The sequence below is a fragment of the Thauera sp. genome, assembly GCF_047601425.1.
GTDB lineage: Bacteria > Pseudomonadota > Gammaproteobacteria > Burkholderiales > Rhodocyclaceae > Thauera.
This window is the reverse complement of sequence record NZ_JASGJL010000001.1, coordinates 1,094,153-1,111,375: the sequence shown is the minus strand read 5'-3', so window position 1 is coordinate 1,111,375 and position 17,223 is coordinate 1,094,153. Positions and strand designations below refer to the sequence as shown.

The following is a 17,223-nucleotide window of genomic DNA, read 5'->3' as shown; positions in this document are numbered from 1 at the left end:
GCCGAACCCGGCCGGGCGCATTTGCTCAAGTCCGGTTGACGATAACGTCGAACCGGACGCACATGGTACTGCTTTCGCGGCGCCGGCAGCCAACTTCCCGGCGAGGGATGGCCTGTCTCGTTCAGGCCTCTACGTTGCGTGCGCTGGGCGAACGGATATAGAGCCCCCTGCCGAGCGCATTCCATTGCCGCTGTTCCTCATCCAGCGCCGCGGCCGTCAAGGGCAGCTTCTGCAGCCAGCCAGGCGGCGTGTTGACGCTGAAGCCGCGCCCTTCGCGCCGCATGCTGATCGGAGGAGTGCCGCGCGCATCGCGCGCACGATGGATGACCACCGCCAGCCGCAGACAGGCGATCAGCAGCCAATCGACACTGTTCGGGTCTATCGATGCCACCCGTTCGAGCTTGCCACGATGTGACAGAACCAGGCGCGACAGCCGCCCCTGATCCATGCGCGAAAAACCCGGCATGTCGGCGTTGGCGACGATGTAGGCGCTGTGCTTGTGGTAGCTGGAATGAGCAACGGAAATACCGATTTCGTGCAGCATTGCCGCCCAATACAGGAAACGCCGGTCGAGGTTCTCCGGGTCGGCCATTGCCGGTTCGACCTGGTACAGCAGATTGCATGCGGTATCCGCCACCTGCTGAGCCTGCCGCAGATCGACGTTGTAGCGGCGCACGAAGGCGTTGACCGTGGCGTCGCGCAGATCATGGTGGTGGTAGCGGCCAAGCAGATCGTAGAGCACCCCCAGGCGCAACGCGCCTTCGGAGAAGACCATCTGTTCGATCTCGAACTCCTTGAACACCGCGCTCATGATGGCAAAGCCGCCCAGGATCACCGGCAGGCGGTCGCCCTTCAGTCCGGCGAGGTCGAGCGCGTCGACGCTGCCGGCGCGCAGCAATTCAGCCCGGAAACGCTCCAAGCCCTCGCGGGTGATCCCCGAATGGGAGAAGCCGTTCTGCTCGAGTATTTCAGCCAGGGCCTTGGCCGAACCGCTGGAGCCGACAGCCTCTTCCCAGCCCGCTTCGCGATACGCTGCGACAATGGTCTGCAGCTCACGCCGTGCGGTGAGTTCGGCTTCCTTCAGGCCGCGCTTGTCGATGCGGCCGTTCGGGAAGAAACGCAGGCTGTAGCCCACGCAGCCCATGTAACGCGATTCGAGCAGCAAGGGCTCGAAACTCTTGCCGATGACGAACTCGGTCGAACCGCCGCCGATGTCCACGACCAGCTGCTGCTTGTGCGGGTCGGGCAGCGTGTGCGCCACGCCGACGTAGATCAGGCGGGCTTCCTCGCGGCCGGCGATGACCTCGATCGGGAAGCCCAGCGCTGCTTCGGCGCGGAGCAGGAACTCCGCCGAGTTCTTGGCCACGCGCAGCGTATTGGTGGCCACTGCACGCACGGCGCCGGCATCGAAGTCGTGCAGGCGCTCGCGAAAGCGCCGCAGCGCCGCCACCCCGCGTTCCTGGGCATCGAGGTCGAGAATCTTGTCGGCAGACAGGCCCGCGGCCAGACGTACGGCTTCCTTCAGCCCATCCAGCGGATAGATCTGATCATTGACGATACGACCGACCTGCAGGCGAAAACTGTTGGAGCCAAGATCGATCGCTGCAATGAGGTTGTGCATCATCAGAGTTCCGGACGAATGGCACGAGGCCGATCGGCGGATTTTAGCATCGGCGCTACGTTGCGTTGCAGCAGAAATATTGTCCCGAACACATCCGCCAGTGATTCCATGCATCGCGAGCAGCCGGAGCTCGCCGCTGTCATGATCCTGCAACGAATCTGTCACATAATCGGAGCAACCCTTCACCCGTGAACCCGGATCGCCATGTACGCCCCGAAGAACGATCGCAGCTACCCCACCGACCATTTCATCAACCGCGAACTGTCGCTGTTGCGCTTCCAGCGCCGCGTGCTTGCGCAGGCTGCCGACCCAACCGTGCCGCTGCTCGAACGCCTGCGCTTCCTCTGCATCGTTTCGAGCAACCTCGACGAGTTCTTCGAGATTCGCGTCTCCGGCATCAAGGAGCAGATCCACCTCGGCAGCCGCAAGACCGGCCACGACGGCATTTCGCCACGGGATCTGCTCGAACGGGTCAGCGACGAGGTGCATGACATCATCTCGGATCAGTACGAGTTGCTCAACGACGACATCCTTCCCGCGCTGGAAAAGGAAGGCGTGGTCTTCCTGCGCCGCAGCGAATGGACCGAAACCCAGTTGAAGTGGATTCGCGACTACTTCATGAACGAAGTGATGCCGGTGCTGACGCCGATCGGGCTCGACCCTGCACATCCGTTTCCGCGCGTGCTGAACAAGAGCCTGAACTTTGCCGTCGAGCTGGAAGGGCGCGATGCCTTCGGCCGCGACTCCGGCGCCGCCATCGTCCAGGCGCCGCGCGCCCTGCCCCGCGTGATCCGGCTGCCGCGCGAGATCTGCGCACAGGAATACACCTTCGTGTTCCTGTCCTCGGTGCTGCATTCGCACGTCGGTGAACTGTTCTCGGGCATGAACGTGCTCGGCTGCTACCAGTTCCGCGTCACGCGCAATTCGGACCTGTTCGTGGACCAGGAAGAGGTCAAGGATCTGCGGGTGTCGCTGAAGGGCGAGCTGCAGCAGCGCCATTACGGCGATGCGGTGCGGCTGGAGGTCGCCGACAGCTGCTCGAAGGAAATGGCCGCCTTCCTGCTGCAGCATTTCCATCTGGAGCCGGACGACCTCTACCGCACACCGGGCATCGTCAATCTGGTGCGCCTGATGCAGGTGCCCGACTGGGTGGAGCGCCCCGACCTCAAGTACCCGCCCTTCGTGCCGGGCATCCCGAAGCCGCTGGACAAGCGGCGGCAGATCTTCGCCGTGCTGCGCAATCACGACGTGCTGCTGCACCATCCCTTCCAGAGCTTTGCGCCGGTCATCGACCTGCTGCGCGCGGCGGCGGACGATCCACAGGTGCTCGCGATCAAGATGACGGTGTACCGCACCGGCACCGACTCGGTGCTGATGGAGCACCTGGTGCGCGCCGCACAGAAAGGCAAGGAAGTGACGGTCGTGCTGGAACTGATGGCCCGCTTCGACGAGGAAGCGAACATCAGCTGGGCCAACCGGCTGGAAGAGGTCGGCGCCCACGTTGTCTATGGCGTGTTCGGCTACAAGACCCACGCCAAGCTGCTGATGGTGGTTCGCCGCGAGGAAGACGGCCTGCGCCACTATGTGCATCTGGGCACCGGCAACTACCATCCGCGCACCACGCGCTTCTATACCGACTTCGGCCTGCTGACGGCCAACCAGGAAATCGGCGAGGACGTCGCCACCGTCTTCAAGCAGTTGACCGGGCTGGGCACCGCCAGCGAGCTGCGCCACCTGTGGCAGGCGCCATTCACGCTGCAGCCCAAGGTCGTCGAAGCGATCAGGCGTGAAGCGGCAATTGCCCGCGAAGGCCGCCGCGGCCGCATCATCGCCAAGATGAACGCGCTGCTCGAGCCCGAAACCATCGAGGCGCTGTACGAAGCCTCGCAGGCCGGCGTCGAGATCGACCTGATCGTGCGCGGCCCCTGCGCGCTCAAACCGGGCGTGTCCGGCCTGTCGGACAACATCCGGGTTCGCTCGGTCGTCGGCCGTTTCCTGGAGCACCACCGCATCTTCCATTTCCATGCCGACGGCGACGACCTGATGTTCCTGTCCAGCGCCGACTGGATGGAGCGCAACTTCTTCCGCCGCATCGAGATCGCCTTCCCGGTGCTCGATCCGAAGCTGAAACGGCGCGTGATGAAGGAAGGCCTGCGCCCCTATCTCGGCGACAACTGCCAGGCCTGGGAAATGCTGCAGGACGGCCGCTACCGCCGCCGGAATCCGCGCGGCACGCGCCGTGCTGCGCAGTTGATCCTGCTGAAGGAACTGGCCACGAGCAGTTGAAGCGGCGGCGCAAAAGACGAACGGGGCAGCAGGCCCCGTTCTTTTTTCAGGCCGGCGCAGCCCCGCGCGCGCTACTTGCGCTGCGCGTCGATCACGCCCGAAACCTCGCGGATCAGCGTGATCGCACGCTGGACCTGCTTGATGCCGTTGACCTCCATCGTGAAGCGCATGTAGGCCGTGCCCTTCTTGGTCAGCGTGTTCACCGCGATCACGTTCAGCTTCTCGCGCGACAGCACTTCCGAGATGTCGCGCAGCAGGCCCTGCCGGTCCATCGCCTGCACGGTGATGTCAACCTGGTACAGCGCCGTCTTGCTGTCGGTGGCCAGGCCGCCCCATTCCGCCGAGATCACCCGCTCGGGATGCTTCTGCGCCAGCAGCTGGAAGTCCTGGCAATCGACGCGATGGATCGAGATGCCGCGCCCGCGGGTGACGAAGCCTTCGATCGCGTCCGGCGGCGCCGGTTTGCAGCAGCGCGACAGCGAGGTCATCAGCTTGCCGACGCCGACGATCAGAATCTTGTCGGAGTTGTCGCCCGAGCGGCTGCGGCTGACGACGAAATCCGGCTCGGCCGGCGCTTCCGGCGCGGGCGTGCTGCCTTCGCGCAGCGCCACCTGCACCGAACGCGGCCCCACTTCTCCCCGGCCGGCGGCGAGGAAGAGCGCCTCGGCGTTCTTGAAGCCGAGGCGTTCGGCCAGGCCATCGAGGTTGGCCTGGCTGTGGCCGTCACGCTGCATTTCCCTGGCGACGAAGCTGCGGCCGCGCACGAGCAGGTCTTCCTCGTCGAGCTGGGCGAAATACTGCTTGATCTTGTTGCGCGCACGCGAGGTATTGACGTAGTGCTGCCGCGCATCCAGCCAGTCGCGCGAAGGGCCACCCTCCTTGACCGTGACGATCTCGACCGTCTGGCCGTTTTCCAGCGGCGTGTTCAGCGGTACCAGGTGGCCGTCGATCTTGGCACCACGGCAGCGGTGGCCGAGGTCGGTATGCAGGCGGTAGGCGAAATCGATCGGCGTGGCGCCGCGCGGCAGGTCCACCACCTTGCCCTGCGGCGTCAGCACATAGAGCGTGTCGTCCAGCGAGGCGCGCTTGAACTGCTCCATCCATTGCGCGGAGTCCGTGACCTCGTCGCGCCAGGACAGCAGGTTGCGCAGCAGCGCGATCTTCTCGTCGTACTCCGAACCCGACTGCGTGCCTTCCTTGTAGCGCCAGTGCGCGGCAACGCCAAGCTCGGCATGCCTGTGCATATCGTGGGTGCGGATCTGCACCTCCAGCGCGCGCCCATCGCCCGCCAGCACCGCGGTATGCAGCGACTGGTAGTTGTTGCCCTTGGGCTTGGTGATGTAGTCGTCGAATTCCTTGCTGATCGGCTGCCAGATCTGATGCACGAAGCCGAGCACCGTGTAGCAGTCCTTGACCTCCTCCACCAGCACCCGCAGCGCACGGATGTCGAACACCTGCGAGAAGTCGAGCCGCTTCTTGCGCATCTTGTTGTAGATGCTGTAGATGTGCTTGGCCCGCCCGGTGATCTCGGCCTTGATGCCGACCGCCGCCAGCTCGGTCCTGAGGCGCTCGATCGCATCCTGGATGAACTGCTCGCGCTCCACCCGACGCTCGTCGAGCATCTTGGCGATGCGCTTGTAGGTTTCGGGCTCGATGAAGCGGAAGGAAAGATCCTCCAGTTCCCACTTGAGCTGCCAGATGCCAAGCCGGTTGGCCAGCGGCGCATAGATGTCCAGGCTCTCCCGAGCCACATCCACCCGCGCGTCGCCCGGCAGGTCGGTGTAGAAGCGCAGCGTCTGCGTGCGCGAGGCCAGACGCACCAGCACCACGCGGATGTCCTCGACCATCGCCAGCAGCATCTTGCGCAGCACTTCGGTCTGGGCGCGGATCTCGGGCGCGGTGGCGGTGGTCGTCATCCGCGTCAGCACGCGCAGGCCGTTGAGCCTGTGCAGGCCGCGCACCAGATGGCAGATGTCGGCATCGAAGCGTGATTCGATCTCTGCGGCAGGATCATCCACTTCGTCCCACACCGCGAACAGCAGCGCGGCGATGCGCGTGTCCGCATCCAGCTTCAGCGAAGCCGCGATCAGCGCGGTGCCGATCGCATGGGTCCAGGCCGGCTCGCCGGTACCGAGCACCTTGCCTTCGTACAGCTCGGATATCCATTCGAGGGCGGATTCGATCCTGTCGCGTTCTTCGACCGTCAGGCCGGCAGCGAGCATGTTGACCGGAGGGGCGGTGTCGCCCTGGGAGATGGCATGAGTGACGGAAACCATGGCGATGGATTATCCCATACCGGGAGGGCTGGCGAGTGTGTGATCAGCCCGCGGGAAATGTATTGAGATGCGGCATGCCGATGCTGACGGAGCGGTGGCCGATGCGATCTTCGCACCTGAGTCCGTGCTGTGCGATCATCCCCGGCCGGTGGCACCCGCCGCCTCCATGATTCCAGACCGAACGACGATGCACCGTTTCAAAGCCAATCCTTACCTCCTGCTCACGCTCACCGCCCTTTTCTGGTCGGGCAACATGGTGATGGGCCGGGGCATCCGCGCCGACGTGCCGCCGCTTGCACTCGCCTTCTGGCGCTGGGTGATTGCATTCGCCCTGCTTGCCCCGCTTGCGCTGCCGCACCTGCGTGGCCAATGGGACAAGCTGCGCGCAGCCTGGCCGATCGTGGTCGTGCTCGGCCTGCTCGGCGTCGGCGGCTACAACACCTTCGCCTACCTCGCCCTGCAGCACACCACCGCAACCAGTGCCACGCTGCTGAACTCCTTCATCCCGATCGCCACCATCGCCTTCGGCTTCCTGTTCTTCGGCAGGCGCCTGAGCGGTGCCGAGGCGGCCGGCGTCGCGGTGTCGCTGCTCGGCGTAGCGGCGATCGTCAGCCGTGGCAGCCTGGAAACCCTGCTTGGCCTCACGCTCAACACCGGCGACCTGTGGATGCTGGTGTCGGTGACGGTATGGGCGCTGTACACCGTGGGCCTGCAGAAACGCCCAGCCGGCGTCGATCCGATGCTGATGCTGGCCGCCTTCACCGTGGTCGGCCTGCTCGCGCTGGCGCCCGCCTACGCCTGGGAGCTGTCCCAAGGCCGGCACATCAACCTCAACCTGGCCTCGATCGGCGGCATCCTCTACACCGGCATCTTTCCCGGCTTTCTCGGCTACGTGTTCTACAACGCCGGCGTCGCCGCGGTCGGGCCGGCGCGAGGCTCGCTGTTCATCCACCTGATGCCGGTGTTCGCGACCATCCTGGCAGCGATCTTCCTCGACGAACGGCCGCAGTGGTACCACTTCGTCGGCATCGCGCTGGTATTCGCCGGCATCTTCCTGACCACGCGCAAACCGTCGAGCTGAATCGATGTTCGAACGCATCCGCCGCTGGCTCGGCCTCGCCACCCCACCGACCTCCGTGCCTGACGAGCAGTGGGCAAGAGTGGAGGCCTGGCTGCCCTTCCTCGATTACCTCGATCCGGACGACCGGCCGCGGCTGCGCCAGATGGCGCTGGAATTTCTCGCCAGCAAGCAGTTCCACGGCGCCAACGGGCTCGAGCTGGACGATGACATCCTGCTCTGCATCGCACTGCAGGCCTGCCTGCCGGTGCTGAACATCGGGTTGCAGGCCTATCGCGACTGGGTCGGTGTGATCGTCTACCCGGGCGACTTCGTCATTCCCCGGCGAGAGTACGACGAGGCCGGCGTGCTGCACGAATACGAGGACGAAGTGCTGGGCGAAGCCTGGGAAGGCGGACCGGTGCTGCTGTCCTGGTTCGGCAGCGAAGGACAGCCGACAGGCATCAATGTCGTGATCCACGAATTCGCCCACAAGCTCGACATGGAGAACGGCGGTGTCGATGGCTTGCCGCGGCTGCGCTCCGACATGTCGCGGCGCGCCTGGGCAGCCGCCTTCGGCCAGGCATTCGAGGATTTTTGCAACGAAGTGGACAGCGGCGCGGAAACCGACATCGATCCCTATGGCGCGGAGCATCCTGGCGAGTTCTTCGCCGTCGTTTCCGAAGTGTTCTTCGAAGCGCCCCATGTGCTGCAGCAGCGTTTTCCGCAGGTGTACGCTCAACTCGCCCTGTTCTATGGCGTCGACCCCGCCCAGCGGGAAGCCCTGTTGAGAGGACGCGGATGGCACCAGCCAAGCGCCTGCTGATCGTTCATCACACCCAGTCGGGCAACACCGGCAGGCTGGCCGAAGCGGTATTGCGCGGCGCCCGCCGCATCGACGGCGTCGACACCCGGCTGCTGCGCGCCTTCGATGCCGGCGCCGACGATCTGCTGGCCTGCGACGGCCTGCTGCTTGGCACCCCGGAGAACTTCGGCACCATGTCCGGCGGGCTGAAGGACTTCTTCGACCGCACCTACTATCCCTGCGAAGGCAGGCTCGTCGGCCTGCCCTACGCCGTCTTCGTCAGCGCCGGCAACGACGGTACCGGAGCCGTGCGCGAGATCGGGCGTATCGCCAGAGGCTATGGCTGGAAACAGGTCGCCGAAGCGCTGATCGCACGCGGGGAAATCGCCACCGGACACCTGGATGCCGCCGAAGAACTCGGAGAAGCGATGGCATCCGGGCTCGGCATGGGAATTTTCTAGGCTCGGATCTGGCCGCGTGCCAGCGCCCGCGGCGCTTTGCGGAACGCGATCCGTTCATCGAAATGTGCTTCCACACTGTGATACCAAATGGGTTTGGCAGGATGGCAACGAGTGACTAAGGTGAACGAGTGCCGCGCCATCGACGTCCCCTCGGTGCATGGACACGGTACGTCATCCTTTTCACGCTAACGGAGGTCGTCTCATGGCAATAACCTGGATTTTGGTTGCCAACGCCAGCCTGGCGAAGCTGTATGCGAATCTCGGTCCCAACAAGGGACTCACGCTGGTCAAGGAACTGATCCACCCGGAAAGCAGGCAGAAGAACTCTGAACTCGTCACCGACCGCTCGGGCGCGATGGGTGCCAACGGCGGTGGCGGATCGATGCAGCCACAGACACTTCCGAAACAGCACGAAGCCAGGGTCTTCGCCCAGGAAATCGCCCAGGCCCTGTACCAGGGACGGGCGGCAAACGCCTTCAAGCGCGCCATCCTGGTCGCGCCGCCGGCTTTCATGGGCATGCTCAACACCGTGATCGACGGCCCGACCGCGCAATTGATCAGCGACCGCTTCGAAAAGGACTACACCAAGACGGCCGAGCCGGAACTGAGCCAGCGGCTCGCTTCGGCGATCTATCTTTGATGCCGCATGAACGGCGTTTTCGGAGGAGGATTCATTTGAGCGGATACGACATCCCACTCGATTCGATCTGAACCATTCCGATTCATTTCCGACAGCCTCCATCCAGGAGGCTCGACGGCGCAAGGGGTGCGATGCCCGGCGCCGTTACCCAGAGCGCGGGGCCGGCGTGCCAGACACGCGGCCCCGCTGCCGTTTCAGGCGGCCCCGTCGGCGCGCGCCAGCAAGGCCACGACCTGCGTGGCGATTCCTTCCCCACGTCCGGTGAAGCCGAGCTTCTCGGTGGTCTTGCCCTTGATGTTGATCGCGCCTGCGTCCATATCCAGGTCGGCCGCGATGTTGGCGGCCATCGCCGGCGCATGGGGCATGATCTTCGGCGCAGTGCAGATGATGGTGGCGTCGATGTTGACCACCTGCCAGCCGGCGGCACGCACGCGGGCGAAGGCCTCGCGCAGCAGCACGCGGCTATCGGCGCCGGCATGTTGCGGGTCGGTATCGGGAAACAGCCGGCCGATGTCGCCCAGGCCGGCCGCGCCGAGCAGGGCATCGGTGACCGCATGCAGCAGCACGTCGGCATCGGAATGGCCGAGCAGGCCGCGCGGGAAGGGAATCGTCACGCCGCCGATGATCAGCGGCCGGCCGGGCACCAAGGCATGGACGTCGAAACCCTGGCCGATACGGAACGGAACGCTCATTGCCTGGCTCCTTCGCGGTTCTGCAGGATCCACTCGGCCAGATGCAGGTCGAGCGGATAGGTGACTTTCAGATTGGTGGCGTCGCCCTGCACCAGGCGGGGGCGCAGGCCGGCGGCCTCGATCGCGCTGGCCTCGTCGGTGACGCCGGATGCGCCCTCCAGCGCCCGGCGCAACATCACGTAGCGGAACATCTGCGGCGTCTGCGCCTGCCACAGGCTGTCGCGCGGCACCGTGGCGGCAACGTGGCGATGGCCGTCGGCGCGCTTCAGCGTGTCGGCGACCGGCACCGCCAGCAGCCCGCCCACTTCGTCATGCGCCAGTTCGCGCACCAGCTTGTCGATGTGCCAGGGCGCCAGGCAGGGCCGTGCGGCATCATGCACGAGCACCCAGTCGGATGCCGCGGCCTCCTTCGATATCGCACGCAAGCCGCCGAGCACGCTGTCCGCGCGCGTCGCGCCGCCGCAGAACAAGGGCACGAGCTTGGCGCCCAGCGCCGACCAGTCGTGCCGGGACCACTCGGTATCATCCACCGACAGCACGACGAACACCTTGTCGATGTCGGGCGCTGTGCACAGCACCGACAAGGCGTGATGGATCAAAGGACGGCCCAGCAGCGGCAGATACTGCTTGGGCCGCTCAGCGCCCATGCGCGAGCCGCTGCCCGCGGCGGGCACGATGGCGAAATGGCGGGCCCGGGGGCGGGCTTGTGTGTTTTGCATGGCGCGCATTCTAACCGCGCCCGGCGGCGCCGGGCCGCATTCCGCGAAGCGTGGAGGTATGATTCGAGGGCCTGCCATCCGCCCTACTTCCTTCCATGCCACTTGCCCAGCCCCGGACCGAAGCCATCCCCGATGCCGACCTCGGTCCGCAACTTCTGCGCCTGGCGCGCGAGGCCATTGCACACCATCTCGGACTCGGCCCGGCACCCGTGGCCGACGCCCATCCCGCACTCGGTGAGCGCGGCGCCACTTTCGTCACGCTGACGGTGGCAGGCGAAATGCGCGGCAGCGTCGGCAGCATGCGGCGTACCCGCTCGCTGGCGGCCGACGTGGTCGCCAACGCAATCGCCGCCTGCCAGGATCCGCGCTTTCCGGCGCTCGATGCGGCGGCATTCGCACAGGCGGGCATCGAGGTTTCGCTGCTGGACGAGCCGGAGTTCATCGATTTTGCCGACGAGGCCGACCTGCTTCGCCAATTGCGTCCGCATCAGGACGGGGTGATGCTGTTCGCCGGCTGCCGCGGCGTCACACTGCTGCCGGCAATGTGGGCTCAGCTGCCACGGCCCGAGCTGTTCCTCGCCGCGCTCAAGGAAAAAGCCGGCATTCCGCTCGAACGCCCGGTGGATGGGCTGATGGCGGCACGCTACGGCGTCAGTACCTGGCGAAGCGCATCGTGAAGCTGCGCCACACGCCGCTCAGCATCCCGGCACACGGCGACTGGCTGGCCGGCATGCTTGCCCATGCACCGGACGTGCGGGCGCTGGCGCTGTGCATCCATTCCTCGGGCCGATCGCTGGACCAGGCTTCGCCCGACGGCGCACCCGGCCCCCTGGAACTGACGCTGCAGGCGGCCGGCTTCGCGACGATGACGGTCGAGCTGCTGACCGCGCGCGAAGCGCTGCACGATGCCGATGCTGCGTTCAACATCCCCCGGCTCACCGAGCGAGTTCTTGCCGCGGTGGATTGGGCAACGCATCAGCCCTCGCTCGAAGGCCTCCCGATCGGCCTCGTCGCCGACGGCACCGGATGTGCCGCCGCGATCCGCTCGGCAGTCAGTGCGCCGGAGAGCTTCACTGCGATCGCCTGCCTCAGCGGGCGAGCCGATCTCGCTGGCGCGGCACCCTTGCGTGCCATTCGTACGCCGACACGCTTCATCGTCGTGCCCGAAAGCCCGGATGCGCCGATGCTGGCGTCCGCCCATGCCCTGCTCCAGGGCGAGCACGACTGGCTCGTCCTGCCGGCAGGCGATGGAGCCGGCGGCGGGCAGGAACACCGGACGCATGCTGCGCAGGCAGCATGCGACTGGCTGCTGGCCCACCTTCCCGCTCCGGACGGGACCGCAACGGATCGAGCCGGCCCGGCTGCCTGACCGTCCGCGGCCGCCCCCTTTTCAGTCGCGGAAGCTGACCCATTCGTCGAGCGCCATGCGTTCCGTGCGCAGGGCATTCTCCGGCGCCTGCGGATCGGCATAACCCATCGACATCGCGCAGATCAGGGTTTCGCTGTCGGGGATGCCGAGCTCCTGCTTGATGATGCGGTGGAACTGGATCGGCGCGACCTGCGGGCAGGTATCCAGCCCGCGGGCCTTCGCCGCCAGCATGACGTTCTGCAGCAGCATTCCGCTGTCGAGCCACGAGCCCTGCTCCATGATGCTGTTGACGCTGAAGATCAGGCCGACCGGCGCATCGAAGAACTTGTAGTTGCGGGCGAACTGCTCGTGCATGCGCTGCGCATCGCCTTTCTGGATGTTCAACAGGCTGTACAGCTGCCTGCCGACCTGGCGGCGGCGCTCGACATAGGGCGATATCCACTCCCTGGGGTAATAGATATAGGGCTCGGTGTGTGTCGCGGCCTCGCCGGGATCATCGAATACGGCAAGGATCTTTTCGGACACCCTGGCCTTGCTGGCGCCGGTCAGGACCCAGATTTTCCACGGCTGGATGTTGGTGCCGGACGGCGCGCGCGATGCCACGGCAAGGATGTCGGCAATCGTCTCCCGAGGCACTGCGCGCGGCAGGAAGGCACGGCAGGAATAGCGGCTGTTGATGACTTCGTCGACTGCTGACTGGAGGGAGCTGCTCATGCGAGGAACCTCGGGAACGGACAGGATTGTTGAAAGCCGCCGCCTTCAGGCGACGCCATCGAGAAAACGTGAAACCAACCCGGTGACCTGCGCCGGGCGTTCGCGGTGCGGCACATGCCGCGTATCGGCCATGATCTCGACGCGCGCCGGACCGCCGGCAAGCGCGCCGATCAGTTCCGGCTGGCGCGGGCTGCCGTACTCGTCTTCCGCGCCGTGGATGACAAGGACGGGACATTCGACCCTGGGCAGCACCGGCCTCAGCGACCAGGACGAGAAAGCCGGGTCGAGCCAGGTGCCGATCCAGGCCTCCAGCACCCACTCCGCCTTGCCGCCATGGTATTTCGCCAGCCGCTCGCGCTGGACCGGATCCTTGAACAGCTCGCGGGCCTCCTCGAGGCCTGCGACGGTCCGGTCCTCGACGAAAGCCTGGGCCGACTCGGTGACGAGCGCCACGCAGTCGCCGGCATGGCGCGCGGCGCAATTCACCGCCATGCAACCGCCGACGCTGTGGCCGAACAGGATGAAACGGCCGATCTCCAGCTGCCGCAGCAGCGCCGCAAAGCCCGTCTCCGCCTCGACCGCGATGAAGTCCAACGGGAGTCTGCCCGAATACGCATCGGAACGGCCGAAGCCGAGGCGATCGTAGGCCAGCACCCGCCGGCCGGTGCCGGCGCACAGGGCCGCGGGGAATTCCCGCCACAGCTCCACGCTGCCGAGCGAATCGTGCAGCAGCACGATCGGGGTGCGATCACGGCCCGATGGGGACGTCAAACCGCGAGGCGACCATTCACGTGCATACAGGCGGGCGCCGCCGGCCTCGATCCAATGGTCGCGGGTGTCGATGTCGTGAAGCACGCGAATCGTTCTCCTGGGCTTGGGGGGCGGGGGGCCGCATGATCGCGCACCACCCTTCTTGTTTTCGTTCGCGGGATGATGTGTCGAAAATTACGTTAACGTTAACGTAATGACAGCAGGCAATGCCCGCTCCATGACGAAAAACCCGCTGGCGGACGAAGGCGGCGGGCAACGGCCGCCCGGGCACTCTCTATAATCGCGTCTTCAGAACGCGCAACACCGGTGCAATGCCCTCCCCTCAGCCCCCTTCCCAGCTCACCTCCCCCCTCGATCCGCTGCTGCCCCTGCTCGCCGCCTGTGCGCTGCCCAGGCCCGGCGCCCGCCTCGAGCTTCCCGCCTTCGCCGGCTCGGCCGATGCGCTGGCGGTCGCCGCGCTGGCGGCACGCGCCGGCCGGCTGCTCGTCGTCACCGCCAACCCGCTGGATGCCCAGCGCCTGCAGGACGAGATCCGCTGGGTCGCGCCCGATCTGCGGCTGCACCTGCTGCCCGACTGGGAGACGCTGCCCTACGACAACTTCTCGCCCCACCAGGACCTGATCTCCGAGCGGCTGTCCTCGCTGTACGCGATCATCCGCGGCGAGGCCGACGTGGTGCTGGTGCCCGCTTCCACCGCGCTGTACCGCATGGCGCCGCCGTCCTACCTGGCGGCCTACACCTTCTTCCTGAAGCAGGGCGAGCGCCTCGACGTCGAGGCGCTGAAGACGCAGATGACGCTGGCCGGCTACGCCCACGTCACCCAGGTGGTCAGCCCGGGCGAATTCTCGGTGCGCGGCGGCCTGGTCGACCTGTATCCGATGGGTTCGCCGCTGCCCTTCCGCATCGACCTGTTCGACGACGAAGTCGAGAGCATCAAGACCTTCGATCCCGACACCCAGCGCACCGTCTATCCGACCACCGAGATCCGCCTGTTGCCGGCGCGCGAGTTCCCGCTCGACGATGCCGGGCGCACCCGCTTCCGCAGCCGCTTCCGCGAGACCTTCGAAGGCGACCCGACGCGCGCGGCGATCTACAAGGACGTCTCCAACGGCATCGCCCCGGCCGGCATCGAGTACTACCTGCCGCTGTTCTTCGACGAAACCGCCACGCTGCTGGACTACCTGCCCGCCGACACCACGGTGCTGCTGCACCGCGACGTGCCGGCGGCGATCGCCGAGTTCTGGCGCGACACCCGCTCGCGCCACGACCTGCTGAAAGGCGACCGCAGCCGGCCGGTGATGCCGCCGGAACAGCTCTTCCTCAGCGACGAGGACTTCTTCGGCGCGCTGAAGGCGCGCCCCCGCCTGGTGCTGGGCGCCGTTGCCGGCGCCGAAGGCGGCGAGGCCATCGCCCGGCCGCTGCCCGAGCTGTCGGTCGAGCGCAAGGCCACCGACCCGCTGCACAAGCTGAAAGCCTTCCAGGCCGGCGACTGGTACCAGCGCGGCGGCCGCATCCTGCTGCTGGCGGATTCGCCGGGCCGGCGCGAGACGATGGCCGAGTTCCTCGCCGAGTTCGGCCTGAAGCCCGAGGCGATGACGGACTTCGGCGCCTTCATCGACAGCGAGGTCCGTTTCGCGCTCGGCACATCGCCGCTCGCCAGCGGCTTCCTGCTGCCCGAGGCCGGCCTGGCGATCGTCACCGAAGCCGAGCTGTACGCCGCCACCGCCCGTACCCGCACGCGCCGCGACAACCGCAAGGCGGCGACGATGGAAGGCTGGCTGCGCGACCTGTCGGAACTGAAGGTCGGCGACCCGGTGGTGCATGTGTCGCACGGCATCGGCCGCTATCTCGGCCTGATCCACATGAACCTCGGCGAAGGCGACACCGAGTTCCTGCACCTCGAATACAGCAACGGCGACAAGCTCTACGTGCCGGTGTCGCAACTGCACGTCATCACCCGCTACGCCGGCGCCGACCCGGAAGCGGTCGACCTGCACCGCCTCGGCTCCGGCCAGTGGGAAAAGGCCAAGAAGAAGGCCGCGATGCAGGTGCGCGACACCGCCGCCGAACTGCTGGCGCTGTACGCCCAGCGCGCCGCGCGCCCCGGCCACCGCTTCGACTTCCAGCAGCACGATCTCGAAGCCTTCGCCGAAGGTTTCGGTTTCGAGACCACGCTCGACCAGCAGTCCGCGATCGACGCCGTCGTGGCCGACATGAAGTCCGGCCGGCCGATGGACCGCCTGGTGTGCGGCGACGTCGGCTTCGGCAAGACCGAAGTCGCGCTGCGCGCCGCCTTCATCGCCGTGCAGGACGGCAAGCAGGTGGTCGTGCTGTGCCCCACCACCCTGCTCGCCGAGCAGCACTACCAGACCTTCGCCGACCGCTTCGCCGACTGGCCGGTGCGCATCGCCGAGCTGTCGCGCTTCAAGTCGGCCAAGGAACAGGCCGAAGCCCTGCAGCAACTGGCCGAAGGCAAGGTCGACATCATCATCGGCACCCACCGCCTGCTGCAGAAGGACGTGCAGTTCAAGCGCCTCGGGCTGGTCGTCATCGACGAGGAGCACCGCTTCGGCGTGCGCCAGAAGGAGGCGCTGAAGCAGTTGCGCTCGGAAGTCAACATCCTGACCCTGACCGCGACGCCGATCCCGCGCACGCTGGGACTGGCGATGGAAGGCCTGCGCGAGTTCTCGGTGATCGCCACCGCGCCGCAGAAGCGGCTGTCGATCAAGACCTTCGTGCAGCCCTCCAGCCGCGGCACCATCCGCGAGGCGGTGCTGCGCGAATTCAAGCGCGGCGGCCAGGTGTACTTCCTGCACAACGAAGTCGACACCATCGAGAACATGCGCAACGACCTCGAGGAACTGCTACCCGAGGCCCGCATCGTCGTCGGCCACGGCCAGTTGCCCGAGCGCGAGCTGGAGCGCGTGATGCGCGACTTCACCCAGCAGCGCGCCAACCTGCTGCTGTGCACCACCATCATCGAGACCGGCATCAACATCCCCACCGCCAACACCATCATCATCAACCGCGCCGACCGCTTCGGCCTGGCGCAGCTGCACCAGCTGCGCGGCCGCGTCGGCCGCAGCCACCACCAGGCCTACGCCTACCTGCTGACCCAGCCCGGCGCCAAGCCCTCGGCGCAGGCGCAGAAGCGGCTGGAAGCGATCACGATGATGGAAGACCTCGGCTCCGGCTTCTACCTGGCGATGCATGACCTGGAGATCCGCGGTGCCGGCGAAGTGCTGGGCGAGAACCAGTCGGGCGAGATCCAGCAGGTCGGCTTCAGCCTCTACACCGAGATGCTCAAGCGCGCGGTCAAGGACCTGCAGGCCGGCAAGGAACCCGACCTCAGCCAGCCGCTGGAAGTGGTGTCCGAGATCAACCTGCACACCCCGGCGCTGCTGCCGACCGACTACTGCCCCGACGTGCAGGAGCGCCTGACGCTGTACAAGCGCCTGGCCAACTGCGAGACCGACGAGGACCTGCGCGCGCTGCAGGAAGAACTGATCGACCGCTTCGGCGAACTGCCGCCGCAGACCACCGCGCTGCTCGAAACCCACCGCCTGCGCATGCTCGTCAAGGACTACGGCGTACAGAAGCTCGATGCCTCCGACGCCCAGATCAGCGTGCAGTTTGCCAAGGACGCGCCGATCGACCCGGTCAAGGTCATCTTCCTGATCCAGAAGGACCGCAGCATCAAGATGGCCGGCCCGGAAAAGCTCGTGCGCCGCGCCGCACTGCCGAACCTGAAGGACCGCGCCAAGGCCGTGAAGGATCTGCTCGACGCGGTGAAAGCCTGACCGACCGGAGGC

General features: G+C 66.4%; 14 protein-coding genes. 8 read left to right on the top strand and 6 right to left on the bottom strand.

Features of this window, described 5'->3' with window-relative positions; genetic code table 11:
• Nucleotides 1-121: 121 nt before the first annotated feature.
• Nucleotides 122-1,624: an exopolyphosphatase gene (gene ppx, locus QM748_RS05315; RefSeq protein ID WP_415245999.1), complete on the bottom strand. Its 1,503-nt coding sequence runs from the start codon at nucleotides 1,622-1,624 to the stop codon at nucleotides 122-124.
• 201 nt (nucleotides 1,625-1,825) lie between these two features.
• Between ppx and ppk1 the strand changes: the two genes are divergently transcribed.
• Nucleotides 1,826-3,907, top strand: coding sequence for a polyphosphate kinase 1 (ppk1, locus tag QM748_RS05310; RefSeq protein ID WP_415245998.1), 2,082 nt, complete (start codon nucleotides 1,826-1,828; stop codon nucleotides 3,905-3,907).
• Between the two features lie 71 nt (nucleotides 3,908-3,978).
• On the opposite strand, the gene QM748_RS05305 is transcribed toward ppk1, so the two are convergent.
• Nucleotides 3,979-6,183, bottom strand: a complete 2,205-nt coding sequence (locus QM748_RS05305) for a RelA/SpoT family protein (RefSeq protein ID WP_415245997.1) — start codon at nucleotides 6,181-6,183, stop codon at nucleotides 3,979-3,981.
• Nucleotides 6,184-6,370: 187 nt separating this feature from the next.
• On the opposite strand from QM748_RS05305, the gene QM748_RS05300 reads away from it, so the two are divergent.
• The 4 genes from QM748_RS05300 (at nucleotide 6,371) to QM748_RS05285 (ending at nucleotide 9,146) form a co-directional block, all read left to right on the top strand.
• Nucleotides 6,371-7,264, top strand: a complete 894-nt coding sequence (locus tag QM748_RS05300) for a DMT family transporter (RefSeq protein WP_415245996.1) — start codon at nucleotides 6,371-6,373, stop codon at nucleotides 7,262-7,264.
• Nucleotides 7,265-7,268: 4 nt separating this feature from the next.
• Nucleotides 7,269-8,066 carry a zinc-dependent peptidase gene (locus QM748_RS05295; RefSeq protein ID WP_415245995.1) on the top strand — a complete coding sequence of 266 codons (798 nt, stop codon included), beginning with the start codon at nucleotides 7,269-7,271 and terminating at the stop codon, nucleotides 8,064-8,066.
• Entirely contained in the window at nucleotides 8,042-8,506 is a 465-nt protein-coding gene (locus QM748_RS05290) for a flavodoxin family protein (RefSeq protein ID WP_415245994.1), read from the top strand. Before QM748_RS05295 ends, QM748_RS05290 begins: the two co-directional genes overlap by 25 nt.
• Before the next feature lie 202 nt (nucleotides 8,507-8,708).
• Nucleotides 8,709-9,146 (top strand): host attachment protein, encoded by a 438-nt coding sequence (locus tag QM748_RS05285; RefSeq protein WP_415245993.1) that lies wholly within the window; start codon nucleotides 8,709-8,711, stop codon nucleotides 9,144-9,146.
• A 194-nt stretch (nucleotides 9,147-9,340) separates the two neighbouring features.
• Here QM748_RS05285 and ispF read toward each other — a convergent pair whose 3' ends face one another.
• Nucleotides 9,341-9,838: a 2-C-methyl-D-erythritol 2,4-cyclodiphosphate synthase gene (gene ispF, locus QM748_RS05280; protein WP_415245992.1), complete on the bottom strand. Its 498-nt coding sequence runs from the start codon at nucleotides 9,836-9,838 to the stop codon at nucleotides 9,341-9,343.
• Nucleotides 9,835-10,566, bottom strand: coding sequence for a 2-C-methyl-D-erythritol 4-phosphate cytidylyltransferase (ispD, locus tag QM748_RS05275; protein WP_415245991.1), 732 nt, complete (start codon nucleotides 10,564-10,566; stop codon nucleotides 9,835-9,837). The genes ispF and ispD overlap by 4 nt, the downstream gene beginning before the upstream one ends.
• Before the next feature lie 86 nt (nucleotides 10,567-10,652).
• On the opposite strand from ispD, the gene amrA reads away from it, so the two are divergent.
• Together amrA and QM748_RS05265 are read left to right on the top strand one after the other, a co-directional pair.
• On the top strand, nucleotides 10,653-11,234 hold the full coding sequence (amrA, locus tag QM748_RS05270; protein WP_415245990.1) for an AmmeMemoRadiSam system protein A: 582 nt from the start codon (nucleotides 10,653-10,655) through the stop codon (nucleotides 11,232-11,234).
• Entirely contained in the window at nucleotides 11,231-11,926 is a 696-nt protein-coding gene (locus tag QM748_RS05265; protein WP_415245989.1) for an alpha/beta hydrolase, read from the top strand. The genes amrA and QM748_RS05265 overlap by 4 nt, the downstream gene beginning before the upstream one ends.
• A gap of 21 nt (nucleotides 11,927-11,947) precedes the next feature.
• Here QM748_RS05265 and QM748_RS05260 read toward each other — a convergent pair whose 3' ends face one another.
• Nucleotides 11,948-12,640 (bottom strand): nitroreductase, encoded by a 693-nt coding sequence (locus tag QM748_RS05260; RefSeq protein ID WP_415245988.1) that lies wholly within the window; start codon nucleotides 12,638-12,640, stop codon nucleotides 11,948-11,950.
• Nucleotides 12,641-12,685: 45 nt separating this feature from the next.
• Nucleotides 12,686-13,495: an alpha/beta fold hydrolase gene (locus QM748_RS05255; protein WP_415245987.1), complete on the bottom strand. Its 810-nt coding sequence runs from the start codon at nucleotides 13,493-13,495 to the stop codon at nucleotides 12,686-12,688.
• 227 nt (nucleotides 13,496-13,722) lie between these two features.
• Here QM748_RS05255 and mfd point away from each other — a divergent pair, with 227 nt between their 5' ends.
• The gene (gene mfd, locus QM748_RS05250; RefSeq protein ID WP_415245986.1) at nucleotides 13,723-17,211 is read left to right on the top strand and encodes a transcription-repair coupling factor; all 3,489 of its coding nucleotides are present in this window, start codon (nucleotides 13,723-13,725) and stop codon (nucleotides 17,209-17,211) included.
• Nucleotides 17,212-17,223: the final 12 nt, after the last annotated feature.